We start from the raw sequence: 23,354 nt of genomic DNA, 5'->3' as shown, positions 1-23,354 counted from the left end.
TGAAATGAGCGCGCCCATAAATTTGAATAAAGTGAAAAAAGAGCGCAACCGCGCATCGCGCAAAGCGCGGGCGGATGAAAATGCTGTTGGTTTTGGCCAGTCCAAAGCCCAAAAAGAAGTGTTGAAAGCACGCGCCGAACAAATCGCGCGCAATCTTGAAGGCAACAAGCGCGAAACATGACTGCGCGGCCCGTCAAACATTCGGTGACCTTACGAGGTCACCGAACATCGATCTCGCTTGAGGCACCATTTTGGCTTGAATTACGCCTGATCGCAGAAGAAAAAAGCATGCCTATCAATGCGCTAGTAGCCGACATTGATGAAGCACGCGGGATTGAGGCAGGTCTCGCCTCAGCCATCCGCGTCTACGTGCTCCAGTCTCTTAAGGACCGCCTGCCTTAGGCCACCGACGCGCTGTAAATCTTGTCGATGTTTTGGCCAAGTGCAGTGTTGAACTCAACATCCGTCATTTTGACGTTCAGCCCTTCTGTCAGCGCACGGCTAAAGCTTGCGATCATCTTGGGATTTTGCGTCAGCTTGTGGCAGGCGTCCTGTGTTGAATACCCACCCGATAGCGCCACAACGCGCATCACCCGAGGATGGTCGGCCAACACATCGTAGATGCCCGCATTCTCAGGTATTGTCAGCTTGACCATCACCTCAACGACATCATCTAAGCCGTTGAGGTGTTTGATAATTTCGGAAACTAAAATACCCTCGGCATCGGCCTTTGTATCAGAGGTGATCGTCACCTCTGGCTCGATAATCGGGACTAAGCCAGCTTTGGCAACGGCTTTGGCTAGGTCAAACTGTTGGGCCACAATCGCAGCGATCCCGGCCTCATTAGCTGCATGAATGACGGAGCGCTCTTTGGTCCCAAAGATGCCTTTGCTTTTGGCCTCATCCAGCAGCGCTTCAAGGCCCGGAATGGGCTTGAGAAGCTGAACGCCCTGCGCCTCATCTTCGAGCCCTTTGTCGATCTTGAGAAACGGCACCACACCACGTTTAGACCACATCAGTTCGGCCACCGGTGTACCATTTATCGTCTCGTTCATGGTGCGTTCAAACAAGATCGCGCCAAGAACTTTGGCGGACGTAAAATCATCTGCGAGGATAATGCGGGCACGCATGTCATGCATCGCCTGAAACATCTCAACATCACCAGAATAATCCGCAGGCTCTACGCCATAAAGGCTCAGTGCTTTGGGAGTTGATCCGCCGGATTGATCCAATGCCGCAATAAAACCGTCGCCGGTATGGATTTGTGTACGTTGTGCTGCGGTATTGGACATTAGAAAATCATTCCTTCGTTTCATCGTGATTCCGTTGTGCGGTTCTTAGAACATTCCGCGTTGTGATGATAGAACCTAGCGCCGCTCCAGCCGAAGCCAGATACCGTTCTCAGAGCGTACCGTCAGATGCGCCACCGGTACAGGCGTACGTGTCGCGACAGGTACCGCCCGAAGATCCCGCAATATCCGCGATAGGATAAGCGGCCCTTCGATCATCGCAAACCCGGCACCCGGACAGACACGTGCGCCCGCACTGAAGGGAATAAACGCTTCGCGCTGGCATTTCTGGCCGTTCTCAGTGGCCCACCGCGCAGGATCAAATCCATCAGGGTTATCCCAAAGCCGCGTGTGCCGGTGCAGGTGCCAAGGGCTGAGCACGATCTGGCTGCCACGCTTGACTGTGCGGTCGCGAAACTGCTCCGGGCAGGCGTTTTCACGCACCATCATCGGGACAGGCGGATAAAGCCGCAAAGTTTCACGAAAGACATCACGGCTGATCTTGAGCTTTGACATGACTGAAAAATCACAATGATCCAGCGCCTGCGCCTCTTCAGATAGACGGTCCTGCCAGTCAGGGAAAAGCGCCATCAGATACAGCGCCCAAGACAACGCCGATGCGCCGGTTTCATGCCCAGCAAGGAAAAAGATCGCCACTTGGTCGACCATCTCATCGGTGCTGAACACCGCTCCGGTCTCGGGATCTGGCGTTGTCATGATCTTGGTGGCTAGATCATCTGGCGCAGACCCATCATTGATCGCTTCACGCCGCGCAGACGTTAGCTTGGTGATCAACTGCCGGATCAACGCCGCACTCGCCCGTGTGTCGCGCCGAAACATCCTTGGCATCCAACGCGGCAGAGGGATCAGCGCGCCCAAATTCAGGATCGGTTGGCTGCGTTGATAGGTACGAAATTCGTCAAATACTTCGCGCGCCGTCTCATGTTCGATGGGGATCGAAAACAACGTGCGAAATATAACGTCAGCGGCAACATGGCTTGTCTCGCTCTCAATCTCGATATCGCGGCCTACATTTGCGTTCAGCCGGGTCGCGGCGGCCTCTGCAGCGTCCCACATGGCAGGAAATGTTTCGCGCAGCCGACCTCCTTCAAAGGCCGGGTCGATAATGCGGCGCTGGCGCTTCCACGTCTCACCATTGGTCAAAAACACCGAATTGCCCAAGAGCGGGCGCAACCCTTCACTAATCCGGTCGGATTTAGGGAAATCATCTGGCCGCCCGCGCAGCACCTCTTTGATCAGATCAGGTTGATTGACCAAATAACTGCGAAAGAACGGCGTTTTGAATTCCGCCATCCAAGCACGGTAAAGCCGCGCAGGCTGTGCGGACAGCAGATCTCTGCGAAACAGCTTAGCATAGTGCCAAAGCGACACTTTATCTGCCCTGCTAGGGGGTTTGGGCGGAAGGATTGCGGGCCCTGTCATGGTGCCATACTCGGATATTTATTCACCGGCGTTTCAATCCGGGACTTCGAAGGCGCGCGGTCGGCGTAGCGATCCCCGAGCGTAATCGGCCCTGCGGTAATCTGGAAATAGTCATAGTCACCCGGCCGGTCAAAAGCGCAGAGATATTGGAAATGCAGCCGAAAAAACCGCCATCGCAGTTCCTTCCACCGCGCCGCGGTGAGCGTTTGTGAAAAAGCTGCAGAGAAAACCAGCGGCCAACGCTTGTCCGGAGGGGCAACACCAGTCACGCAAACCGGATCACACAACGCAAAAGCACAACCATCGCCGGGGGCCGTAACATCGACCCAAGTCAGGCCATCCTGAACGCTCAGATAGGCCAGATCAGCCCGTAAACGGTGGGCGTTGGGCAGAAATGACACCATAGGCACAACTTGCCCCAAGCTTAAGAACGAAAGGGTCGGACCATCAGCAGGCACCCTGCCCGCACGGATCAAATCAGCCAGAACTGACACGCCCAAATGCGCGCCAGATGAATGGCCAACAACCAACACCTCATCCACGTCTGTCTCAAAGGCCGCCGCGATAGAATCCGAAAATTGCGCCATGCGGGCCTCGAGTTCAGGCGGGTTTGCCCCCTTTGTGGCCGCGCCGTAAGCGTAGTCATGCATGAGGTAGTAGGCAAAAAACCGGCCGTCTTTCTTTTTGAACCACCGCATCAGCAAAACGAATACCGCTATGCCAACGACCATCGCCATCACATGCCCCAAAATCCCCATGAGCGGGATCAAAAGTGACTTCATCCCCCAGAACGCACCTGCCGCAGCCGCATACGCCAACAACAACTGCACCAAGAGCATTCCGACCGGGTAGAGCGCGGCAATCACGGGGCCTTTGCGCAACTTCATCAGACGCCACAGCGTACCAGAGCCGATATAGACCCAAGCAGTGCGGATCAATTGGACGTATGTGGCAAGGATCGATGTATCCATACTGTCGCGCACGATGTCGGACCAGATCAGCACATCGACGTCAGAACTTACACGAACGTCGTCGATCAAACCATTGACGTTCCATCCATAATTTCCACCAGGGGTCTTTGGGTTTAGTGCGATTTCATATCCCGAAATCTCGGCTTGCGAGGTGCCTTCCTTGCGGTAAAGCTCGCGGTAACGGCGCGGCGAAATAGGGTCATAGCCGGGGATATAAAACACCCGGCGATTGGTGACCGTTGGGATAGGACTGCTGCGCATGGCGACCTGCTCGTTTCGGTCAAGCTAGCGTAGATCTCCGGCAAGAGTAAGACGTTATCCTAGCACGGCAAGCGCTGGAAATGTCTCGAGTAGCCAGAAGCTGAGCGTTGTGAACGCGCCTGTAATCAAAGCCAAGCCGACCAACACCAAAAGAGCGCCCATGACCCGCTCAATCATCTTCATGTGGCGTTTGAGCCGGTTCATCACGCCCATCGCGCGGGTGATGAACATCGCCGCCAACATAAACGGTATGCCCAGCCCCGCCGCGTAAATGCCTAACAACAACGTGCCACGTGCAACGGATGCTTCATTAGCCGCCAACGACAGGATCGCGCCCAATTGTGGGCCGATACAGGGTGTCCAGCCAAAGGCAAAAGCGAGGCCAAGAACGTAAGCACCAAAGCTGGAACCGCCCTTATCACCGGCATCCAACCGCGCCTCTTGGTCGAGGAATGGAATGCGAAAGACACCTAAAAAATGTAGTCCGAAAATGATGACGACGACACCTGAAATTTGCGCCAGAAGCACTTGGTTTTGCAGGAAAAAGGTTCCGAATAGTGATGCGGTAAATCCCAAAAGGATAAACACGGTGCTCAACCCAAGCACGAAACAAAATGCTGCGACCACCGCGCGTTTACGCGCCGCGCTGACCGATGACATATCGTTGAGAGTGACGCCACTCATGTACGCCAGATACGGCGGCACAATCGGCAACACGCAGGGCGATAAAAAACTAATGATGCCAGCAACAAGCGCGACGATCATGGCAGGCAGCAAGCTTGCGTCGATGAGGTCAATTCCAAACATCATGTACACATAGCCCCGCAGTTGGGCCCCGTCACGCACCTTAATATCACAAGGCTGTGGACAGGCTGTAATATCCCTCCTACATCTCGGATATGGATACCTATGATCTTGATGCAACTGGCCTTTTGTGCCCGCTTCCAGTGTTAAAAGCACGTAAACGGCTGCAAGGGCTGGCACCTGGCGACCAATTGCGGATGCAGGCAGATGATCCGGCCGCCTTTGTTGATGTGCCGCATTTCTGCGCAGAGGCAGGTCACACCTTGGTCGAACTATCCGAGAATGGCGCAATTCAGACGTATCTGATCCGCAAAGGTGGCGCGCGCGCATAAAAAAACAGGCCCGAAGGCCTGCTTTTCTTTCACAATCTGAACGGCATCAGCCGCCCAGTGACCACCAGCCCTTACGCTTGGATTTGGGCTTCTCAGCCTTCTTTTCGGGTTCTAGGGCTGGCTCAGGGGCAGCTGCTGCCATTACGGGCTCCGGTGCCTTCTCAGGTACCACAACTTCCGGCTCGGGTGCTTTTTCAGGCTCCACAGCTTGCACAGGTTCTGGCGCAGGCTCGGAAACAACCACAGGTGCCTCAGCCACAACTGCTATGTCGTCACTGACCATTTCTGCGGCAACCGCTTCAGCCTTAGGCTTGCGGGTCCGCGTGCGTTTTGGCTTGGCCGGTGCTTTTTCAACGGATACCACTGGCTCTGGTGCCGCTTCGGCTGCAACTGGTGCTGCTGCTTCAACCGGCGCTACAACCTTTTTGCTGCGTGAACGGCTGCGGGTCTTTGGCTTGGGCTTCTCCTCAGTCGCACCTTCGACATTTACCTCTACAGGTTCGGCCTTTGGCTGCTCAGAAGCAGGCTCACCATCTGTTTCAGACGGCGCATCGCCACCTTCACCGTTCTGGTTTTCACCATTCTGGTCGTCGTTGTTTTGACCGTCACCATTGCCCGAGCGACCACCGCGGCTGCGACGCCGACGCCGACGCTTGCGCTTGGGCTTTTCTTCGCCATCACCTTCTGGAGTTTCAACACGCTCAGAGGTCTGAGCTCCCTGTGGCGCAGGCGCGTCTTCCTCTTCAACGCTGGCATCATCCTCGTCGATTTGATCCATCAAAGACGTGTCCACAGACACCACATGCGTAACCGGAGCTACAACACGGGTCGCTGTCTTGAACTTTTCGAGGGTGAAGTCAGGGCTGATCAGATGCGGATCCCCTTCAATACGCACGCTCAGGCCATAGCGGCCTTCGATATGCGCAATGTGCTCGCGTTTTTGGTTCATCAAGAAGTTGGCGATACCCACAGGGCATTTCACCAGCACTTCGCGCGAACGACAACGGGTGCCTTCTTCTTCGATCTGGCGGATGATCGACAGCGCAAGGTTGTCGTCCGAACGAATGAGGCCCGTGCCGTGGCAGGCCTGACACGGCTGGGTCGTAGCCTCGATCATGCCGGGACGTAGACGCTGACGTGACATTTCCATCAGACCAAAGCCCGAAATGCGGCCGACTTGAATGCGCGCACGGTCGGTCTTGAGCTTGTCTTTCATCATCTTTTCGACGGAGGCATTGTTTTTACGCTCATCCATGTCGATAAAGTCGATGACAATCAGACCCGCAAGATCGCGCAGACGCAGTTGGCGTGCCACCTCAGCGGCGGCCTCCAGGTTGGTCTTAAGCGCGGTTTGCTCAATCGAGCCTTCTTTGGTCGCACGACCAGAGTTCACGTCCACAGCGACAAGCGCTTCGGTTGTGTCGATCACAATGTAGCCGCCCGATGGCAGCTGAACTGTTGGGTTGAACATGCCCGAAAGGTACGATTCAACCTGATACCGCGCGAACAATGGCAGGTTTTCACCGTACAATTTCACGTTTTTCGCATGGCTCGGCATGATCATCTTCATGAAGTCTTTGGCGATGCGGTAGCCGCGCTCGCCTTCGACAAACACTTCGTCGATGTCGCGGTTATACAAATCGCGGATCGAGCGTTTGATCAGATCGCCTTCTTCGTAAATCTTGGCGGGCGCGATGGATTTCAGCGTCAGCTCGCGAATCTGTTCCCACAGGCGTTGCAGATATTCATAGTCGCGCTTGATCTCAGCTTTGGTGCGCTTGGCACCTGCCGTACGTACAATCAGGCCAGCACCCTGCGGCACTTCGATTTCTTGAGCGATCTCTTTAAGCTTCTTGCGGTCCAGGGCGTTGGTAATCTTGCGGCTGATGCCACCACCACGTGCGGTGTTGGGCATCAAGACGCAGTAGCGACCGGCCAGCGACAGATATGTCGTAAGGGCAGCGCCCTTGTTGCCGCGTTCTTCTTTGACGACCTGCACAAGCAGGATCTGGCGAACCTTGATAACTTCTTGGATCTTGTAGCGACGTGGCCGAGGCTTGCGCACCGGACGGATGTCTTCACTGTCGTCTTCGTCCGCGACAGATTCGATGGTCTCGTCTTTGGCAGTCGCATCAGAGCCCGCATCATCTGCATCGTCCGTATCGCCGTTCTCGTCATCCGCATCCGCTTCAGTCGTGTCAGCTTCAGCTTCGGATGCTTCGACTTCAGGCGTGTCTACAGGTGTCTCTGGCACACGTTCCATGGGCGAAGACGCCTCATTTTGATCAACTTCGACGTCATCGTCATCACTAAGATCAAGCGTCTCCATGCCTTCGATTTCCGTGGACACTGTTGCGTCCTCAGAAATGGTCTCTTCAGCCTTGGGCTTGGCACGGCTGCGCGACCGTGACCGGCTGCGTTTTGGCTTGATGTCTTCATCATCCTTGGCGGCCTGCGCTTCGGCATAGGCGCGCTCTTCTTCCAGCAGCGCTTTGCGGTCCTCTACGGGTATCTGATAGTAATCCGGGTGGATTTCAGAGAACGCGAGAAAACCGTGGCGGTTGCCACCGTAATCTACAAAAGCCGCCTGCAAGGACGGCTCAACGCGCGTTACCTTTGCGAGATATATGTTGCCAGCAAGCTGGCGTTTGTTCTCGGATTCAAAGTCGAATTCCTCAACCTTGTTTCCGTCCACAACCACGACGCGGGTTTCTTCCGCGTGGGTGGCATCGATAAGCATTTTCTTTGGCATAAATCCATATTGCACAGCCGCGACCGCCTTTCGCCCGGTGGGGGCGAACAGCGATGCGGGGTATGTCTTGTCAGGGCGATGGTGGACGCGGCGCAAGCAAGGCCCGGAGGGCCCAGCGTTTGAGTGCCTGTTGCAGTTGCGCGCGTCATCGCGTTTCTTCTCCGACATGAGGGCCTCAGCCACTCATATCCATTAAATACTGGGCCTTACGCGGCGTTTGCCGTCTGGGACTTCAGCGGTTCGTTAGCCGTTTCCGGCCAAATCGGCCTGTTCCGGCACATCCATACAGGCGGCGCGCAACAGCGAATTTCGTCAACGGGCGCGCGTAACAAAAAGACGCAATGCAACCCATCCCTCTAGTTAAGTCGACAGGGGGCGCAATGACAATGGGCAAAGTGGGCACAATCGACGCAAAACGCCCATCAGGTGCAGGAACAGACGTTGACATATTATTGAGGGCGCGGCCATTTGCCGCTACCATTACCCATGACACTGGGAGATGTGGCGTCCGATTTTGGGAAAACACCTGAAGCAAAGCGCCCTAAAATAACGATGAAGGAGACAACATGCGATCTGTTCTGCGCCCTGTATTGGGTCTTTGTGTGGCCCTGACGGCCCTTTCCGCCTGTGATCCCGCTGAATTTGACTCAGATCCACAGGTACGCGCCGACGCGCGCGCCGGGCGCAAATGCGTGCAGGCCGTCACCCAACAGACCGGCGATGCCTCTGGCGTTGTGAACACGACCTTGCCGATCGTCGAGATCAACCAACTTATTATCGATCTGCCTTCATCACAAACTCGCTGGGTTTGTCTGACTGATGACCTCGGCGCGCCCCTGCAGCTTTATCAATTGGGTGCAGGGTAACCCCCCGCACCCCGCAGCGATCAGAGATAGTCTGAGCGCTGCAACTGATATTTTGCCATCTTTTCGTTCAATGTCCGGCGCGGCAGGCACAGCTCGTCCATGACGCTTGCGATTGAACCTTTGTGGCGCCGCATCGTGTTATCGATCAACATCCGTTCAAACGCCTCGACATATTCTTTCAGCGGCTTGCCTTCGGTGGTCATGACAGGCTGCATTTCGTCGTGATCGCTCATTAGGAGTGACGCGATGGTGCCGGATCCGCGCCGCGATTGCAGCACCGCACGTTCGGCCACGTTGATCAGCTGACGCACATTGCCCGGCCAGGGGGCCTGCAACAATTGCGCTGCCTCTTGCGCAGACACCTGCGGGGCATCGCATCCATATTCATCCGAGAACTGTTCTGACAGACGGGTGAACAGCGTCAGGATATCCTCACCGCGCTGGCGCAAGGGCGGAACAGTGATGCGCAATGCGGCCAACCGGTAAAACAAATCGCTCCGCAGCGCGTCCTCAGACGTCCGCCCTGCTTCTTGCAAGTTTGAGATTGCAACAATCCGCGTCTCTGCTGGCGTGCCCTGTTCGTTGATCACGCTCAACAGGCGCGCCTGCAACGTTTCGGACAGCGCCTCAATGTCTTCGAGCACCAATGTGCCACCGCGCGCCTCTTCGATTGCAGGCAAGAGCGCATCCTCAGGCTGCATCGGTCCAAAAAGCCGTTTGCTCAGCGCATCTTCTTCGAGTGCACCACAGCTAACGAGGACAAATTTCTTGCCCGCTCGGCTGCCAACGGCATGCAGGGCATGCGCCACCAATGTCTTACCGGTGCCGGTCTCTCCGTCGATCAGAACGTGGCCATCGGCCTGCCCCAGATCAAGAATATCTTCGCGCAAACGCTCCATCACTGGCGACTGACCGATCAGCTTTTTCATCAACTGTCCGCCATCCGACAATTCGCGGCGTAGCGCACGGTTGTCCATCACCAGACGCCGCGTGGCAGTGGCCTTTTTGGCAAGCTCGCTCATCCGGTCCGGATTGAATGGCTTTTCCAGAAAATCAAACGCACCCACGCGCATCGCCTCAACCGCCATCGGCACATCGCCATGCCCGGTGATCATGATCACGGGCAATGCACTGTCATTTCCCATCAGTTTCTTAAGAAACTGCATTCCGTCCATGCCCGGCATCTTGATGTCCGAAATCACTATGCCCGGATAATCTGGCCCCAGCGTTTTTAACGCATCCTCTGCGCTTGCAAAAGTTTCCGTGTCATAACCCGACAAGGCCAACCACTGGCTGATTGATTGCCGCATGTCCTGTTCGTCGTCCACGATCGCGATCTTCATTGCCTTTGCCATGTGTTTACTCCGCCGCTTTTGTTGTGCTGTCGTTTTCATAAATCGGCAGCTGGACCTCGAATACCGCACCGCCCTGCTGGCCGTTGCGCGCCGTCAACCGGCCCCCAAGGTCGTTCACAATACCCGAGGAAATGGCAAGGCCCAAGCCCACGCCGTCGCCCGGTCTCTTTGTCGTGTAAAATGGCTCAAAGAGCGCATCGAGATCTTCGATCCCAGGGCCGTTGTCCCGCACTGTTAGTGTGGCCGTTTCGCCGGCTGAAAGTATGATCTCGACCAAGGGCGCGCGCTCAGACTGGGTCGCATCAAGAGCGTTGCGCAGCAAGTTCACCAAGACCTGTTCAATCCGCATCCGGTCGCCCATCACCTGCACCGGAGCTTCGGGTAATATGCGGGTGATTTGCACTTGGCGTTGGCGCAGCTGTGGCTCCATCATGGACAGGCTTGAGGCAAGCGCATCGCCCATATTCACAGGGGAAAACACCTCTTGGCCTTTGCGGGCATAAGACTTGAGCTGCCGTGTGATCGCGCCCATACGCTCGATCAAATCGTCGATGCGCCCAAACGATGACAGCGCCTCTTCTTGACGGTTGCGCCTTAGCAAAAGCCGTGCCCCCGCAAGGTAGGTTTTCATCGCTGCAAGCGGTTGGTTCAGCTCGTGACTTACGGCTGCAGACATCTCGCCCAACGCGGCCAATTTACTTGATTGTTCAAGGGTCTGTTCGGCCACTGCGAGCGTCTCTTGCACGCGTTTTCGTTCGGCAATTTCCCGCTGCAAGGCAACGTTCAGTGCGCGCAACTCTGCCGACTCTCGTTGGAAAAGTGCGGCCTTCCCTGCGGTGCGGCGGCTCAATGCATAAAAGCTCAGCGCCAGTAGAATCGCAAATCCCATGACCTCAAGCGCCAAAACCCCATTCACCTTCTCGCGCACACTTGCGTAGGTGGTGTAAGACGCCATGCGCCACCCGCGAAAATTGACCCGCGCGCTCATCCGCATCACCGCTTCGCCGCGCAGATACGCATCAGGGGCCAGTGCGGACCAATCCGTGGTTGCCTGAATTGCGCGCTCAATCGCGCTTTGCGGCGTTTGATTAGCCAGCGCCACTTCCTCGGTCAGCCCGCGCCAACGCGGTTCCGTTGCCAGCACAATCTGCCCAGTACTATCTGTCACGATGACCGCATCAGAAATACCCGCCCAAGCACGCTGAAATTTCTGCAAATCGACTTCAACTGCGATCACGCCGATCGTCGTGCCGCCATCCTGAATGCGCCGTGAATAGAAAAACCGGTACCCGCCAGGGGCTTGCTGGATGACACTAAAGATCGTCGCGTTTGATCGGACCGCGTCCACAAAATAGGCTTCGCTTTTATGGGCAGATCCCAATCGGTTGCGGTCTGTTGCGGCAACCGTGCGTCCATCAATATCAAACAGCATCAACGATGCGGCCCCGATTTCCTCAACGAATGAAATCAACCGCTGGGTCGAGAGCGAATAATTCGCCGACTGGAGCGCATTGATCAATGTGGGGTCGCGCCCCAACAACTGTGGAACAATTGCATTCTGGCGCAGATCAGCCAGCAGATTGCCGCTGTACAACGCCAACCTCAGCTCAGCCCGGCTGCGCGTGCTTTCAGTGAATCGATCCGTCAGCAGCCTGTTGGTCACCGTTATTGTTAAAACCGCCAGCATCATCAAAACGACAAACGCCAACCGGACCCGCCAGTTAATCACATTGTTCAGATCATTTGCCCCCGCAGAATCCATGGCAATAACCTACGCGGGCGCGAAGCCCACCTCAAGTCAAGCCCTCGTCAGCGCCCCTGACAATGCGCGGAAGAGCGCCACCCCGTCGGTTCCGCCGTGGCCTGTGTCCGCGGCACGCTCCGGGTGTGGCATCATCCCCAAAACACGCCGGTTCTTTGATAAAATGCCAGCAATATCTGCCCGCGCACCATTAGGATTGTCAGTATAGGTAAAGGCGATCCGGTCTTCGGCTTCCAAGGCTGCTATCGTTTCATCATCGGCAAAATAATTGCCATCGTGATGCGCGATTGGAATGTCGATGACATCACCCGCATTGTAGCCGGCAGTAAAGTCAGAAGCCGACGTCGCGACCTTTAGGCCAACCGTCTTGCAAATGTACTTCAGCCCCGCATTGCGCAGCAACGCTCCGGGCAGCAAACCCGTTTCGGTCAGGACCTGAAATCCGTTACAAACACCCAAGACATAACCGCCACGCGCCGCATGCGCCGCCACCGATTTGCAGATCGGTGAATTCGCTGCAATCGCACCACAACGCAGGTAATCACCGTAGGAAAACCCACCAGGAATACCAACGATATCAATACCATCCGGAAGGTCAGTATCTTTGTGCCAGACCATACTGACGTCAGCTCCAGCAGCTTCAAAAGCTACGGCCAGATCCCGATCACAGTTCGATCCTGGGAACACAACAACCGCTGCGCGCATCAGGCCATCTCCACCGAATAGGATTCAATAACCGTATTCGCCAATAGCTTTTCACACATCGCCGTCACGTCGTCTTGGGTAGAACCATCGGCCAGGTCCAGTTCAATAACCTTGCCCTGACGCACGCCTTTGACCCCGTCAAATCCCATGGCTCCAAGCGCATGGCGCACGGCCTCGCCCTGCGGATCCAGCACTCCGTTTTTGAGCATCACATGCACCCGTGCCTTCATGGTCAATTCCCCTGCTTCATCTGTCATTTTAAGCTCAAAATTTCGACAACGCCCCAAACGGAGCGTCTTAATTAATGAGCGTAGGTTTGGTAATTGGTGTCGACGTCTTGGGCATCACGCCCAACCGGCGCGCCACTTCAGTGTAGGCATCAGCAAGAGACCCCAGATCGCGTCGGAACACGTCCTTGTCGAGCTTTCGGCCTGTTTCAATATCCCAAAGCCGGCACGAATCTGGACTGATTTCATCGGCAACAATCAAACGCTGGAAATCGCCATCATAGACGCGCCCAATCTCAATCTTGAAGTCCACCAGCTTGATGCCAACGCCGTACATAACACCGGATAGAAAATCATTGACCCGAAGTGCCAGGCTTAGGATGTCATCCATGTCCTGCTGGCTGGCCCAACCGAACGCAGCGATATGCTCTTCGCTGACCAACGGATCACCAAGCGAGTCGTCCTTGTAGCTGTATTCAACAATAGGACGCGGCAGCTGTGTGCCTTCTTCAATCCCGAGACGCGTGGCAATGGTGCCGGCCGCATAGTTGCGCACGATTACTTCCAGCGGAATAATCTCAACCTGACGTACAAGCTGTTCGCGCATGTTAAGTCGTTTGATGAAATGCGTCGGCACGCCTATCTGGTTCAGACCGGTCATGAAATACTCAGACAATCGATTGTTCAGCACGCCCTTGCCGTCAATCACGTCTTTTTTCTGAGCGTTGAACGCCGTTGCATCATCTTTGAAGTACTGCACGATCGTGCCGGGCTCTGGGCCTTCATACAGGATCTTTGCCTTACCTTCGTAGATTTTCTTGCGCCGGGCCATGACCGTCCCCTCAGATTGTCGGACCCGAGGGGTGTCCCCGGTCCTGCGCATCTCATAATGCAACCCCACAAAACCCGCAAGCCGCCCCTCCCTCTTGCGCAACCCGGTTTGGAACCGCATATCATAGGGGAACATAAACAATGCCACGGAGTGCCCAAATGAGCAGTTTTGACGACCGCGCCAACGCCTTTGAGAACAAATTCGCCCATGACGCCGACATGCAATTCAAGGCCGAAGCCCGCCGCAACAAGCTTTTGGGCCTTTGGGCCGCAGATCTGATGGGCAAATCGGGTGATGACGCCGCAGAATATGCGCGTGAAGTTATCAAATCGGATTTTGAAGAAGCCGGTGATGAAGACGTCTACCGCAAAGTGTCTGGTGATCTTGGCGATAAAGCCGACGAAGCCACGATCCGTGCCAAGATGGTTTCTTACATGGCGGAAGCCAAAGCCCAGCTGATGTCCGAATCCTAAACCCTTTTTAGGGTTATGAGATTAAATTTGAGCGCCCTTTCGGTTGAATCCGGAAGGGCGTTTTGCGATTCACCGGCCCTGTCGGCGATTTGCTGGCTGTGCCTGAGGTGCCTCCATCAATGCCTGAGAAATTCGAATATCGGCGATGCGGGCGTCTCACGGAAAACCTCATAAAGAAGATGAAAATAATGAACTTGATTCATATCGCGCTGCATGTGAACAGAGCCAATTACCCTCAATCTGCGGAGTTTTTCGATGCCCAATGCCTTCTCCGACCTGCTTGCCGAAAAAGGCGTTCTACTGGCCGATGGGGCGACGGGAACGAACCTGTTTAACATGGGGTTGATGTCTGGCGACGCTCCCGAAATGTGGAACACCGATGAGCCTGCAAAAATCACGGCCCTTTACAAAGGCGCTGTGGACGCGGGCAGTGATATTTTTCTCACCAACAGCTTTGGGGCAAATGCTTCACGGCTAAAACTGCACGGTGCCGAAAAGCGCGTACATGAGTTAAGCCGTGTCGCGGCCGAATTGGGGCGCAACGTCGCCGACAAAGCTGGGCGCAAGGTTATCGTGGCAGGCTCCGTTGGCCCTACGGGCGAGATTATGGAGCCGATCGGCACCTTGTCCCACGCCATTGCGATCGAGATGTTTCATGAGACTGCAGATGGCCTCAAGGCTGGCGGCGCTGATGTGGGCTGGCTTGAGACTATCAGTGCACCCGAGGAATACGCCGCCGCCGCCGAAGGCTTTGAGCTGGCTGGTTTGCCGTGGTGTGGCACCATGAGTTTCGACACTGCTGGGCGGACGATGATGGGTCTGACCTCTGCTGGGATGGTCGACATGGTTGCGGCTCTTGAGAATGGCCCGCTGGCCTACGGGGCCAACTGCGGCACCGGTGCATCAGATGTGCTGCGGACTGTTTTGGGCTTTGTCGCAAAGGGTGGTGACCTGCCAATCATCGCCAAAGGCAACGCCGGTATTCCAAAGTACCACGAAGGCCACATCCATTACGACGGCTCGCCAGAATTGATGGCAACCTATGCCATCATGGCACGCAATTGTGGCGCAAACATTATCGGCGGTTGCTGCGGTACGATGCCGGCGCACCTTGAGCGCATGCGTGAGGCGTTGGATACCACGCCCAAAGGCTGCGCACCTGAGCTCGACGAAATCGTCGCAGCACTTGGTGCGTTTTCTTCAGCCAGTGATGGAACCGACGGTCAAGGGCCGGTGCGTGCACCGCGCAAAGGGCGTCGTCGCGGTTAAGCCAAATCAGCGCACCTTCATTCGGTGCGCGGTTTGGTATGCCATTGCTGCTTGAACTGCCCAGAATAGTGAACTTTCTCAAAAGGCCCTGTTCTTTGAAACACGCAAAATCAGACCTGTTAGAAAAGCTGCATTTGCGCTGCATTACGGCCCGGCGCGCGGAACAGGTCCGTGCGCAACACTGTGGCGGCCTTTGCGAAACCCAACCGCTTCAACGCAAGGTCAAACCGCGCCGCAACCATTTGCGCGTAAGGCCCCTCGCCCCTCATACGCTTGCCCCAAGCCGGATCATAATCACGCCCGCCGTGCATTTCGCGCAGGCGTCCCATGATCCGCGCGGCACGTCCGGGGTAATGCTGGGTCAACCAATCGCGCACCAGCGGCGACACCTCACGCGGCAGGCGCAACATCACCCAACTGGCATGGTCTGCGCCTGCATCATGACCGGCCTGCAAAATGGCCTCCAATTCAGGGTCCGTGAGCACGGGGATCAGCGGCGACGCCATTATGCGAACGGGAATTCCTGCTTGCGCCAAACGCGACACTATCCGCAGGCGTCGCGCAGGTGCAGGTGCGCGCGGCTCCATCAAACGGCTCAGGCGCGCATCCAACGTGGTGATCGAAATTCCGACCCGCGCCAGTCCGTCCGCAGCCATGTCGCTCAAAATATCAATGTCGCGCTCTATCAAGCTGCCTTTGGTCACGACCGCCACGGGATGGCGCGCCTCTCGCAACACCTCAAGACAGGCACGCATAATGCCGTGTTCCTTTTCAATCGGTTGGTATGGGTCGGTATTGGTACCTATGGCGAGGGTTGCTGGCCGATATGCCTTGGCCGCCAACTCACGCCGCAAGACATCTGGGGCTTCAGGCCGCGCAATCAACTGCGTTTCAAAATCCAGGCCCGGCGACAAACCCAGATACGCATGGCTGGGGCGCGCAAAACAATAGATGCAGCCATGCTCGCATCCTCTGTAGGGATTTATCGACCGATCAAACGGCAAATCGGGCGAACGGTTGTAGCTGATGATGCTGCGCGGCCGCTCTATGCGCGTGGTGGTTCGCAGCACCGGCAGCGGGTCTTCATCGCCACCCCAACCGTCATCCGTTGCCTCGCGCAGATGCCTTTCAAAGCGCCCCGCATGATTGCTAGCAGCTCCGCGGCCACGCAAGATGAAACTCCGGTCTTCTCTGTCCATGATGCAAAATTAGAACAAAATGAGAACACTTACAACAATACCCTGACCCCTAACCCAAATTTACGACCGCTTTTTACAAGAGCGCGTCGCGACGCGCTCTGTTCGTGTCGTAATTCGCATAGTAAGATTGCCCGGTTCTGACAAAAAAGAATGTAGGGTTCACGCCCCCGGTGCCGACCAAAAGGAAATACCATGTCCGACGACGACGAAATCATCCTGGCTGATCTGAACGACGAAGAACTTGTCCAACAGATGTTTGACGACCTTTATGACGGCCTCAAGGAAGAGATCGAAGAAGGCGTTAACATCCTGCTGTCGCGCAAATGGGCCCCCTACGACGTCCTGACCAAGGCGCTTGTTGGCGGCATGACCATCGTGGGCGCGGATTTCCGGGACGGCATCTTGTTTGTTCCCGAAGTGCTGCTCGCTGCGAACGCGATGAAGGGTGGCATGTTCATTCTGAAGCCGCTGTTGGCCGAAACAGGCGCACCGCGCGTCGGCAAGATGGTCATTGGCACCGTCAAAGGCGACATCCACGACATCGGCAAAAATCTTGTCGGCATGATGATGGAAGGCGCTGGTTTTGAGGTTGTCGATCTTGGCATCAATAACTCAGTTGAGAAATACCTAGAGGCGATGGAAACCGAAGGGCCTGATATCTTGGGCATGTCGGCTCTGTTGACGACCACAATGCCCTATATGAAAGTCGTAATCGATACGATGATCGAACAAGGCATCCGCGATGATTATATCGTATTGGTTGGCGGCGCGCCGCTGAACGAAGAGTTTGGCAAAGCCATTGGGGCCGACGCCTATTGCCGCGATGCCGCTGTTGCCGTGGAAACGGCCAAAGAATGGATGGGCCGCAAGCACAATAGCGTTAACGCCTGATTTAAGCGAAGCATGTCGGAATGACAAAAGGCCTCGCATCACGCGGGGCCTTTATTTTTAGCACATAACGCATACATACTGGATCAAAGGAGACACGTCATGCCACTCGACCGCCTTGTCCTAATCCTCGTCTGTGTGTTGATCGCCGCCGCGGTCACCGTATGGGTCGGAACGCTGGTTTTCGTCAGCTTTGAGTTTCCTGTCATGAGTGTCGCGCTGATCCCAATCGCCCTCGTGGCCTACATTGTCGTCCGGGTTATCGTCCAACGTATCGGCAACAAAACCGAAGATCATTACGACGGGATGGACAACTGATGCTGATCGCCACGACAGACACTCTTGTTGGTTACGAGGTTATTGAAAGCCTCGGTTTGGTGCGTGGTGCGACTGTGCGGGCCAAACACCTTGGCACGGACATTGTTGCTTCGCTCAAACAAATTGTTGGCGGCGAGCTAACTGGTTATTCTTCGTTGCTAGCAGGTGCGCGCGAACAAGCGCTTGATCGGATGTGTGAAGATGCGCGCGCCAAAGGGGCCGATGCCGTTGTTGGGTTTCGAATGGAGACGTCCTCCATCGCCAAAGGTGCCTCAGAAATCGTCGCCTACGGCACCGCCGTTAAATTGCGATGACCCTTTCAGACAATCATCTGACCGAAGACGGTCTGCCGCTTGAAAGCCCAAAGGGGCGAATTCTGCTGATCGCCTGCGGTGCACTTGCCCGCGAAATCATTGACCTAAAGGCGGCAAACGGGTGGACCCACCTCGATCTGACCTGCCTGCCCGCGAAATATCATCTCTACCCTGAAAAAATCACCCAAGCGGTCACGGATACGGTCACCAAACACCGTAGTGATTACGACGATATCTTTGTGGTTTATGCCGATTGCGGTACCGGCGGCCTGCTTCAGGTGGCCTGTGATACACTGGGCGTCAAGATGATCCCTGGCCCTCACTGTTACAGTTTTTTTGAGGGGAATGAACAGTTTGCGAGCCACAGTGAAAGTGAGATAACGGCGTTTTATCTGACTGATTTTCTGGTCCGCCAATTCGACGCCTTCATCATGAAGCCCATGGGACTAGACCGTCACCCAGAACTGCGCGACATGTATTTCGGCAATTATGAAAAGCTGGTCTACCAAGCCCAGACCGACAATCCTGCGCTTACCGAAAAAGCAAAAGCCTGCGCCGAAACCCTTGGCCTCGCCTTTGAACATCGCCACACCGGGTATGGCGATCTGGACACACATCTCCGCGCGCTCTGAGCCCCAATACTTTGACCACGCATAAAGGCCGGCAAGGACAAGACGAAAAAAGATGGCAAGTCATGCGCGAGTTTGTTGGTGCAATTTTCAGTCCACCTGGCTTCCCGGTAAAAATCAAAAACCGATCAAGGTCGGCTTCGAGCTCAAAAAAACAATAGAACTTGGTCCCTAAGGTTTTTTTTCTCCGATGGGGAGACAGTTAAACTGTCTATCAACTTCCCTCACCAGATCCAGTCGTCTATCGGGCATGCCTGCAACAACTGCTTTAAGGTCTGCTTGTTTCCCAGTTTCGCTTGCAAGCACCATTGCGGCTTGAAGAGCGGCGGCTTCATTTTGTGCGAATAGGACAATCTGCTCTTGGAAATAACGTGAGCTTGTTCAGCCTGCTCAAGGGTCTGCATCTCGGATGCCAAGATCTCACAGGAATAGACCAACGCGTTTTTCCCGTCTCGCGTGTCTAGAACAAACTCAGTTTGAGACGTCGGGTACAAGGAAAACAGCCCATACGCCGCGACCAAGGTCAGGATAAGAAATAAGGCCCGCCGTCTCAAATTCTTACTCCACAAAACGCATTTGAGCGGACGTCATGTCATCCTAAAATTGAAAACTTCGTAGGCCACCGCTTAGCCCACAAACCGTAACAAACTTTTGCGGAAGAGGTGACTCGCTGTGCCCAGTTAGCCCGAGCGCGCTGCAGTCTCTCGCACCCGCTCTATCATCGCCCGCAACCCGTTGGACCGCTGTGCTGACAAATGCTCATTCAGCCCCAGTCGCCCCATCTCAGCACGGGCATCCACCGCCATGACAGCTTCGGGTGTCAACCCATTGTAAAGTTGCCGTAAAACAGCAATCAGCCCTGACACAATCATGGCATCGCTTGCGCCGTCGAAATTCAATTGCCCATCCGACATTTCAGCATGCAACCAAACCTGCGAAGCACAACCATCGACCTTGGTCGCGGGCACTCGCAATGCCTCAGGCAGCGCATCCATTGCCTTGCCCATGTCAATCACATGGCGATAACGGTCTTCCCAAGCGTCGAGAAACTCAAAATCTTCGACCAGCTCTTCGAATGCGCTCGTGGCCATTGCCGTCTCCTGTTTCTGCGTTTGGTATGACGTAGGACGCACCTTGCCAAAGGTCCACCCCCTTCCCAAGCTGGGACAGATGCGCTAACCCGAAGGCAAGGCAGTTAACACGGCAGGTCACATGCGCATTTCCCTCTCCGCTTTTTTGGTATCAACCATGGTACTGACCTCTTGCGGCTCCGTAAGCGATAGCGCGATTAACCCAATCAACTGGTTTGGTGGCAGCGGCAGCACATCAGAGCCTGTGGCTCAAGGCGACACGGTTACGAACCCATTGATCCCCGAAAGATCAGGTTTGTTCCAAAGAAGAGCCCCGAAAGAGGTGATCTACGATGGCTTCCCATTTGAGCAAGTTACCAGCCTCAAGGTCGATCGCGTGCCGGGCGGCATAATCATCCGCGCCACGGGATTGGCAGCGCGCCAAGGCGTTTATGACGTGCAACTTACCCCAGCTACCGAAGGTCAGACGCCCGTCGATGGGGTGCTGACATACCGTCTTGAGGGTATACGTCCTGCATATGCCACCAACACCGGCACAGTGCCGACCCGTGAAGTTGTTGCTGCGCGCAAACTTACAGATCAGCAGCTCTTGGGCGTGCGCACCATCCGCGTTGAAGGCGGTGAAAATGCGTTGGTCGTAAGCCGCTAAGGCGCGACGTCGACCAATACAATATCATTGCCTTTTGCCGTCAACGCGATCTTGCCTTCGCACAGCTTAATCGCGTCCGCGCCAAACACTTCGCGCCGCCAGCCCGACAGTGCTGGCATATCGCGCAAACCTGCTGACATGCCATCCAGATCAGCCGCGTTGGCGATCAACTTGGCGGCAACCCCCGCGCTTTCAGTCTTGGCCTTCAACAGCACCCGCAGCAAATCGGCCAGCGCCGGGTTCACCTGTAGTTTTTCGCGGCTGCGATCAGGCTGCGGCGCGTCACCGGGCGAACAGGCCAAGCCTTTTTCGACAGCCTTAAGGATACCATCCGCAATATCGCCCCGGCGCGCTTCGCGCAGCAGCAAACGCGCGCGGCCCAATTCCTCGTGGTTCTTAGGCTTGTTAGACGCAAGCTCAACCAACGCATCGTCTTTGTAGACGCGGTTGCGCGGGATGTTACGTTCTTGGGCATGCGTCTCGCGGAACGCTGCAAGCTCTTGGACAACAGCCAAAAACTTGGCGCTGGACGTGCGCGTCTTGACCCGCTTCCACGCGTCTTTGGGGGTCGTAATATAGGTATCTGGGTTGGTCAGAATACGTAGCTCTTCTTCGACCCATCCCGCACGGCCAGTTTCTTCAAGCCGGGCCGCGAGAAATTCATAAATCTGGCGCAAGTGCGTGACATCAGCCAATGCATAGGTTTTTTGGGCATCGGTCAGGGGCCGACGTGACCAGTCGGTAAAGCGTGAAGTCTTATCGACGCCTTCATGGGCAATCTTGCGCACAAGTGTTTCATAACCAACCTGATCACCAAAACCGCACACCATTGCGGCAACCTGCGTATCAAACAGAGGCTGAGGGAAAACCTTGGCATCAACGTAAAAAATCTCAAGATCTTGGCGCGCGGCATGAAATACTTTGACCACTGACGTATCTCGGAAAAGATCGTACATTGGCTCCAGTGACAGGCCTTCGACGAGTGGATCAACCAAAACGCCCTTACTGTCATCGGTGCCCGGCATTGCCAGTTGCACCAGACAAAGCTTTGAATAATAGGTCCGCTCGCGCAGGAACTCGGTGTCCACGGTCACAAAAGGATGCGTTGCAGCTTCCTTGCAAAAAATCTCGAGATCTTCGGTTGTTGTAATTGTTCTCATGAAAACTCTTCTTGCGTCACAGATTCATCATAGGGCTACAGGAGCGGGCCGGTTTTGACCAGATCAGCAAGTCAGCATCATTGGATCAGTATTGCCAGCAGCAAAACGGCGTAAGACGGCAGGGTAAAGTCGATGCTCTTGCACCAATACCCGCGCCGCCAATGTTTCAGGCGTATCATCAGCCAGAACCGGTATCGTCGCTTGGCCCAAGATCGGCCCATCATCTAAGGCTGCGGTGACCTCGTGAACGGTGCAACCATGCACGCGATCGCCCGCTTCAAGCGCACGGGCGTGGGTATGCAGGCCCTTATATTTAGGAAGCAACGACGGGTGGATATTAATCATCCGCCCTGCCCAGCCATCTGTAAATCCGCCCGTCAATTTGCGCATAAAACCAGCAAGGCAAATGATATCCGGCGCGTGCGAGGCCAATGCGGCGTTTAGAGCGGCCTCAAACGCCGGGCGATCCGTGCCATAGGGCCGGTGGTCAACCACAGCTGTAGGCACGCCCATGGCCGCAGCCCGCGCAATCCCGCCTGCCGTCGCGTTGTTTGACAGAACTAAACAAGGTGCCCCTGCATGACCGGCGCGGGCCATGTCCTCAAGCAGCGACACCATATTGGAGCCACCACCGGACAAAAAAACCGCAACGCGTTTGGTCACTGACGGTGGCCAAAATAGGTGACGCCCTCTCCGGCCGTGACCTTGCCCAAAACGGCAACGCGTTCGCCGGCGCGTTGAAGCAGGGCAATTTGATCTTCGGCGCGATCGGCCGCGACAATCATGACCATGCCAATACCGTCGTTGAAGGTCTTGAGCATTTCAGCCTCAGCAATCCCGCCTTGTTCCGCCAACCAACCAAACACCGGCGCCGGCGTCCAACTGCCCAGATCGATTTCGACCCCAAGGCCATCAGGAACGGCGCGCGGCAGGTTTTCGGTAAGACCCCCACCGGTGATATGCGCCAATCCATGCACCCCACCTGCCCGGATCGCTTCGAGCACTGGTTTCACATAAAGCCTCGTGGGCGTCAGCAGCGCCTCGCCCAGCGTGCCAACATCAAACGGGCAATCCGCGTCCCAATCCAGACCGCTCATCTCTACCACGCGGCGCACCAGCGAATAGCCGTTGGAATGCACGCCGTCACTTGCCAGACCCAACAGCACGTCGCCTTCGACCACACCGTCCGGCAGGGCCGTTCCGCGCTCCATCGCGCCCACAGCAAAGCCTGCAAGGTCAAAATCGCCTGCGGGGTACATGCCCGGCATCTCTGCCGTCTCGCCCCCGATTAGCGCGCAGCCAGAGCGTTCGCAGCCCGTTGCGATACCCTCGATGATCCGCGCGGCCTGATCCATCTCAAGCTTGCCCGTGGCAAAGTAGTCCAGAAAGAAAAGCGGTTCCGCCCCCTGGCACACCAGATCATTGACGCACATCGCCACCAGATCGATGCCCACACCGTCGACATTGCCTGTATCAATCGCGATCCGCAGCTTGGTGCCCACACCGTCTGTGGCTGCAACCAGCACCGGATCAACAAAACCCGCGCCCTTAAGATCAAAGAGCGCACCAAAACCACCAAGCCCTGACATAACGCCGGGCCGTGTCGTCCGCTTGGCCGCGGGCTTGATCCGTTCCACCAACTCATTGCCGGCATCGATATCTACGCCTGCATCGGCATAGGTTATGCCCTTTTTCTGGTCTGTCATGGTCTGATCCCCGCCGCACGATTGACTATGCTCGCGGGGTTAGAGCATTGGCGGCATCC

The 23,354-nt window shown here is 55.8% G+C and carries 26 protein-coding genes; 11 read left to right on the top strand and 15 right to left on the bottom strand.

Translation table 11 applies throughout. The features are described from left to right. The first annotated feature begins 4 nt into the window (after nucleotides 1–4). Complete coding sequence (locus C1J03_RS10630; protein WP_114886320.1) at nucleotides 5–181, top strand: DUF4169 family protein; 177 nt, start codon at nucleotides 5–7, stop codon at nucleotides 179–181. Next, nucleotides 178–402 carry a ribbon-helix-helix domain-containing protein gene (locus C1J03_RS10625; protein WP_114886318.1) on the top strand — a complete coding sequence of 75 codons (225 nt, stop codon included), beginning with the start codon at nucleotides 178–180 and terminating at the stop codon, nucleotides 400–402. The genes C1J03_RS10630 and C1J03_RS10625 overlap by 4 nt, the downstream gene beginning before the upstream one ends. Here C1J03_RS10625 and C1J03_RS10620 read toward each other — a convergent pair. The 4 genes from C1J03_RS10620 to C1J03_RS10605 form a co-directional block, all read right to left on the bottom strand. Beyond that, nucleotides 399–1,292 carry a fructose bisphosphate aldolase gene (locus tag C1J03_RS10620; RefSeq protein WP_114886316.1) on the bottom strand — a complete coding sequence of 298 codons (894 nt, stop codon included), beginning with the start codon at nucleotides 1,290–1,292 and terminating at the stop codon, nucleotides 399–401. The two genes, C1J03_RS10625 and C1J03_RS10620, sit on opposite strands and share 4 nt — an antisense overlap. A gap of 75 nt (nucleotides 1,293–1,367) precedes the next feature. Further along, nucleotides 1,368–2,732, bottom strand: a complete 1,365-nt coding sequence (locus C1J03_RS10615; RefSeq protein ID WP_114886314.1) for a cytochrome P450 — start codon at nucleotides 2,730–2,732, stop codon at nucleotides 1,368–1,370. Beyond that, complete coding sequence (locus C1J03_RS10610) at nucleotides 2,729–3,964, bottom strand: hypothetical protein (protein ID WP_114886312.1); 1,236 nt, start codon at nucleotides 3,962–3,964, stop codon at nucleotides 2,729–2,731. The genes C1J03_RS10615 and C1J03_RS10610 overlap by 4 nt, the downstream gene beginning before the upstream one ends. A gap of 54 nt (nucleotides 3,965–4,018) precedes the next feature. After that, nucleotides 4,019–4,771, bottom strand: a complete 753-nt coding sequence (locus C1J03_RS10605) for a cytochrome c biogenesis CcdA family protein (RefSeq protein WP_114888956.1) — start codon at nucleotides 4,769–4,771, stop codon at nucleotides 4,019–4,021. A gap of 92 nt (nucleotides 4,772–4,863) precedes the next feature. Here C1J03_RS10605 and C1J03_RS10600 point away from each other — a divergent pair, with 92 nt between their 5' ends. Next, a complete protein-coding gene (locus C1J03_RS10600; protein ID WP_114886310.1) occupies nucleotides 4,864–5,100 on the top strand; it encodes a sulfurtransferase TusA family protein in 237 nt (78 codons plus the stop codon). Between the two features lie 46 nt (nucleotides 5,101–5,146). On the opposite strand, the gene C1J03_RS10595 is transcribed toward C1J03_RS10600, so the two are convergent. Further along, the gene (locus C1J03_RS10595; RefSeq protein WP_114888955.1) at nucleotides 5,147–7,852 is read right to left on the bottom strand and encodes an Rne/Rng family ribonuclease; all 2,706 of its coding nucleotides are present in this window, start codon (nucleotides 7,850–7,852) and stop codon (nucleotides 5,147–5,149) included. A gap of 566 nt (nucleotides 7,853–8,418) precedes the next feature. Here C1J03_RS10595 and C1J03_RS10585 point away from each other — a divergent pair. Then, on the top strand, nucleotides 8,419–8,718 hold the full coding sequence (locus C1J03_RS10585; protein WP_114886306.1) for a hypothetical protein: 300 nt from the start codon (nucleotides 8,419–8,421) through the stop codon (nucleotides 8,716–8,718). Nucleotides 8,719–8,738: 20 nt separating this feature from the next. Here C1J03_RS10585 and C1J03_RS10580 read toward each other — a convergent pair whose 3' ends face one another. From C1J03_RS10580 to purC, 5 genes are all read right to left on the bottom strand, one after another. Beyond that, the gene (locus C1J03_RS10580; RefSeq protein WP_114886305.1) at nucleotides 8,739–10,073 is read right to left on the bottom strand and encodes a sigma-54-dependent transcriptional regulator; all 1,335 of its coding nucleotides are present in this window, start codon (nucleotides 10,071–10,073) and stop codon (nucleotides 8,739–8,741) included. 4 nt (nucleotides 10,074–10,077) lie between these two features. Continuing rightward, nucleotides 10,078–11,835, bottom strand: a complete 1,758-nt coding sequence (locus tag C1J03_RS10575) for a sensor histidine kinase (protein WP_114886304.1) — start codon at nucleotides 11,833–11,835, stop codon at nucleotides 10,078–10,080. A 36-nt stretch (nucleotides 11,836–11,871) separates the two neighbouring features. Next, nucleotides 11,872–12,540: a phosphoribosylformylglycinamidine synthase subunit PurQ gene (gene purQ / locus C1J03_RS10570; protein ID WP_114886303.1), complete on the bottom strand. Its 669-nt coding sequence runs from the start codon at nucleotides 12,538–12,540 to the stop codon at nucleotides 11,872–11,874. Beyond that, nucleotides 12,540–12,770 carry a phosphoribosylformylglycinamidine synthase subunit PurS gene (gene purS / locus C1J03_RS10565; RefSeq protein WP_114888954.1) on the bottom strand — a complete coding sequence of 77 codons (231 nt, stop codon included), beginning with the start codon at nucleotides 12,768–12,770 and terminating at the stop codon, nucleotides 12,540–12,542. Before purS ends, purQ begins: the two co-directional genes overlap by 1 nt. A gap of 67 nt (nucleotides 12,771–12,837) precedes the next feature. Next, entirely contained in the window at nucleotides 12,838–13,599 is a 762-nt protein-coding gene (gene purC / locus C1J03_RS10560; RefSeq protein WP_114888953.1) for a phosphoribosylaminoimidazolesuccinocarboxamide synthase, read from the bottom strand. Between the two features lie 158 nt (nucleotides 13,600–13,757). Between purC and C1J03_RS10555 the strand changes: the two genes are divergently transcribed. Together C1J03_RS10555 and bmt are read left to right on the top strand one after the other, a co-directional pair. Next, nucleotides 13,758–14,072, top strand: coding sequence for a DUF1476 domain-containing protein (locus tag C1J03_RS10555; protein ID WP_114886300.1), 315 nt, complete (start codon nucleotides 13,758–13,760; stop codon nucleotides 14,070–14,072). 255 nt (nucleotides 14,073–14,327) lie between these two features. Beyond that, nucleotides 14,328–15,341, top strand: a complete 1,014-nt coding sequence (gene bmt, locus C1J03_RS10550) for a betaine--homocysteine S-methyltransferase (RefSeq protein ID WP_114886298.1) — start codon at nucleotides 14,328–14,330, stop codon at nucleotides 15,339–15,341. Nucleotides 15,342–15,460: 119 nt separating this feature from the next. Here bmt and C1J03_RS10545 read toward each other — a convergent pair whose 3' ends face one another. Then, nucleotides 15,461–16,540: a PA0069 family radical SAM protein gene (locus tag C1J03_RS10545; protein ID WP_114886296.1), complete on the bottom strand. Its 1,080-nt coding sequence runs from the start codon at nucleotides 16,538–16,540 to the stop codon at nucleotides 15,461–15,463. Between the two features lie 192 nt (nucleotides 16,541–16,732). On the opposite strand from C1J03_RS10545, the gene C1J03_RS10540 reads away from it, so the two are divergent. From C1J03_RS10540 to C1J03_RS10525, 4 genes are all read left to right on the top strand, one after another. Then, on the top strand, nucleotides 16,733–17,431 hold the full coding sequence (locus tag C1J03_RS10540) for a corrinoid protein (RefSeq protein ID WP_114886294.1): 699 nt from the start codon (nucleotides 16,733–16,735) through the stop codon (nucleotides 17,429–17,431). 99 nt (nucleotides 17,432–17,530) lie between these two features. Then, nucleotides 17,531–17,746: a hypothetical protein gene (locus C1J03_RS10535; protein ID WP_114886292.1), complete on the top strand. Its 216-nt coding sequence runs from the start codon at nucleotides 17,531–17,533 to the stop codon at nucleotides 17,744–17,746. Further along, nucleotides 17,746–18,060, top strand: coding sequence for a YbjQ family protein (locus C1J03_RS10530; protein ID WP_114886290.1), 315 nt, complete (start codon nucleotides 17,746–17,748; stop codon nucleotides 18,058–18,060). Before C1J03_RS10535 ends, C1J03_RS10530 begins: the two co-directional genes overlap by 1 nt. Beyond that, entirely contained in the window at nucleotides 18,057–18,692 is a 636-nt protein-coding gene (locus C1J03_RS10525; protein ID WP_114886288.1) for a DUF1638 domain-containing protein, read from the top strand. The genes C1J03_RS10530 and C1J03_RS10525 overlap by 4 nt, the downstream gene beginning before the upstream one ends. A gap of 677 nt (nucleotides 18,693–19,369) precedes the next feature. On the opposite strand, the gene C1J03_RS10515 is transcribed toward C1J03_RS10525, so the two are convergent. After that, complete coding sequence (locus tag C1J03_RS10515) at nucleotides 19,370–19,780, bottom strand: SufE family protein (RefSeq protein WP_114886286.1); 411 nt, start codon at nucleotides 19,778–19,780, stop codon at nucleotides 19,370–19,372. A gap of 157 nt (nucleotides 19,781–19,937) precedes the next feature. On the opposite strand from C1J03_RS10515, the gene C1J03_RS10510 reads away from it, so the two are divergent. After that, nucleotides 19,938–20,429 carry a hypothetical protein gene (locus C1J03_RS10510; protein WP_254694247.1) on the top strand — a complete coding sequence of 164 codons (492 nt, stop codon included), beginning with the start codon at nucleotides 19,938–19,940 and terminating at the stop codon, nucleotides 20,427–20,429. Here C1J03_RS10510 and rnd read toward each other — a convergent pair. The 3 genes from rnd to purM form a co-directional block, all read right to left on the bottom strand. Then, on the bottom strand, nucleotides 20,426–21,589 hold the full coding sequence (rnd, locus tag C1J03_RS10505; protein WP_114886284.1) for a ribonuclease D: 1,164 nt from the start codon (nucleotides 21,587–21,589) through the stop codon (nucleotides 20,426–20,428). The two genes, C1J03_RS10510 and rnd, sit on opposite strands and share 4 nt — an antisense overlap. A gap of 63 nt (nucleotides 21,590–21,652) precedes the next feature. After that, a complete protein-coding gene (gene purN, locus C1J03_RS10500; RefSeq protein WP_114886283.1) occupies nucleotides 21,653–22,252 on the bottom strand; it encodes a phosphoribosylglycinamide formyltransferase in 600 nt (199 codons plus the stop codon). Then, nucleotides 22,249–23,295, bottom strand: a complete 1,047-nt coding sequence (gene purM, locus C1J03_RS10495) for a phosphoribosylformylglycinamidine cyclo-ligase (protein ID WP_114886282.1) — start codon at nucleotides 23,293–23,295, stop codon at nucleotides 22,249–22,251. The genes purN and purM overlap by 4 nt, the downstream gene beginning before the upstream one ends. Between the last annotated feature and the right edge of the window lie 59 nt (nucleotides 23,296–23,354).

The sequence above is a fragment of the Sulfitobacter sp. SK012 genome (genome assembly GCF_003352085.1).
GTDB lineage: Bacteria > Pseudomonadota > Alphaproteobacteria > Rhodobacterales > Rhodobacteraceae > Sulfitobacter.
The sequence above is the reverse complement of the archived record's forward strand: the minus strand, read 5'-3'. Positions and strand labels throughout refer to the sequence as shown.

Bases quoted from the DNA above. Each gene is read 5' to 3' on its own strand.
- C1J03_RS10630 (WP_114886320.1), top strand. From the start codon at position 5: ATGAGCGCGCCCATAAATTTGAATAAAGTGAAAAAAGAGCGCAACCGC.
- C1J03_RS10625 (WP_114886318.1), top strand. From the start codon at position 178: ATGACTGCGCGGCCCGTCAAACATTCGGTGACCTTACGAGGTCACCGA.
- C1J03_RS10620 (WP_114886316.1), bottom strand. From the start codon at position 1,292: ATGTCCAATACCGCAGCACAACGTACACAAATCCATACCGGCGACGGT.
- C1J03_RS10615 (WP_114886314.1), bottom strand. From the start codon at position 2,732: ATGACAGGGCCCGCAATCCTTCCGCCCAAACCCCCTAGCAGGGCAGAT.
- C1J03_RS10610 (WP_114886312.1), bottom strand. From the start codon at position 3,964: ATGCGCAGCAGTCCTATCCCAACGGTCACCAATCGCCGGGTGTTTTAT.
- C1J03_RS10605 (WP_114888956.1), bottom strand. From the start codon at position 4,771: ATGTTTGGAATTGACCTCATCGACGCAAGCTTGCTGCCTGCCATGATC.
- C1J03_RS10600 (WP_114886310.1), top strand. From the start codon at position 4,864: ATGGATACCTATGATCTTGATGCAACTGGCCTTTTGTGCCCGCTTCCA.
- C1J03_RS10595 (WP_114888955.1), bottom strand. From the start codon at position 7,852: ATGCCAAAGAAAATGCTTATCGATGCCACCCACGCGGAAGAAACCCGC.
- C1J03_RS10585 (WP_114886306.1), top strand. From the start codon at position 8,419: ATGCGATCTGTTCTGCGCCCTGTATTGGGTCTTTGTGTGGCCCTGACG.
- C1J03_RS10580 (WP_114886305.1), bottom strand. From the start codon at position 10,073: ATGGCAAAGGCAATGAAGATCGCGATCGTGGACGACGAACAGGACATG.
- C1J03_RS10575 (WP_114886304.1), bottom strand. From the start codon at position 11,835: ATGGATTCTGCGGGGGCAAATGATCTGAACAATGTGATTAACTGGCGG.
- purQ (WP_114886303.1), bottom strand. From the start codon at position 12,540: ATGCGCGCAGCGGTTGTTGTGTTCCCAGGATCGAACTGTGATCGGGAT.
- purS (WP_114888954.1), bottom strand. From the start codon at position 12,770: ATGAAGGCACGGGTGCATGTGATGCTCAAAAACGGAGTGCTGGATCCG.
- purC (WP_114888953.1), bottom strand. From the start codon at position 13,599: ATGGCCCGGCGCAAGAAAATCTACGAAGGTAAGGCAAAGATCCTGTAT.
- C1J03_RS10555 (WP_114886300.1), top strand. From the start codon at position 13,758: ATGAGCAGTTTTGACGACCGCGCCAACGCCTTTGAGAACAAATTCGCC.
- bmt (WP_114886298.1), top strand. From the start codon at position 14,328: ATGCCCAATGCCTTCTCCGACCTGCTTGCCGAAAAAGGCGTTCTACTG.
- C1J03_RS10545 (WP_114886296.1), bottom strand. From the start codon at position 16,540: ATGGACAGAGAAGACCGGAGTTTCATCTTGCGTGGCCGCGGAGCTGCT.
- C1J03_RS10540 (WP_114886294.1), top strand. From the start codon at position 16,733: ATGTCCGACGACGACGAAATCATCCTGGCTGATCTGAACGACGAAGAA.
- C1J03_RS10535 (WP_114886292.1), top strand. From the start codon at position 17,531: ATGCCACTCGACCGCCTTGTCCTAATCCTCGTCTGTGTGTTGATCGCC.
- C1J03_RS10530 (WP_114886290.1), top strand. From the start codon at position 17,746: ATGCTGATCGCCACGACAGACACTCTTGTTGGTTACGAGGTTATTGAA.
- C1J03_RS10525 (WP_114886288.1), top strand. From the start codon at position 18,057: ATGACCCTTTCAGACAATCATCTGACCGAAGACGGTCTGCCGCTTGAA.
- C1J03_RS10515 (WP_114886286.1), bottom strand. From the start codon at position 19,780: ATGGCCACGAGCGCATTCGAAGAGCTGGTCGAAGATTTTGAGTTTCTC.
- C1J03_RS10510 (WP_254694247.1), top strand. From the start codon at position 19,938: ATGGTACTGACCTCTTGCGGCTCCGTAAGCGATAGCGCGATTAACCCA.
- rnd (WP_114886284.1), bottom strand. From the start codon at position 21,589: ATGAGAACAATTACAACAACCGAAGATCTCGAGATTTTTTGCAAGGAA.
- purM (WP_114886282.1), bottom strand. From the start codon at position 23,295: ATGACAGACCAGAAAAAGGGCATAACCTATGCCGATGCAGGCGTAGAT.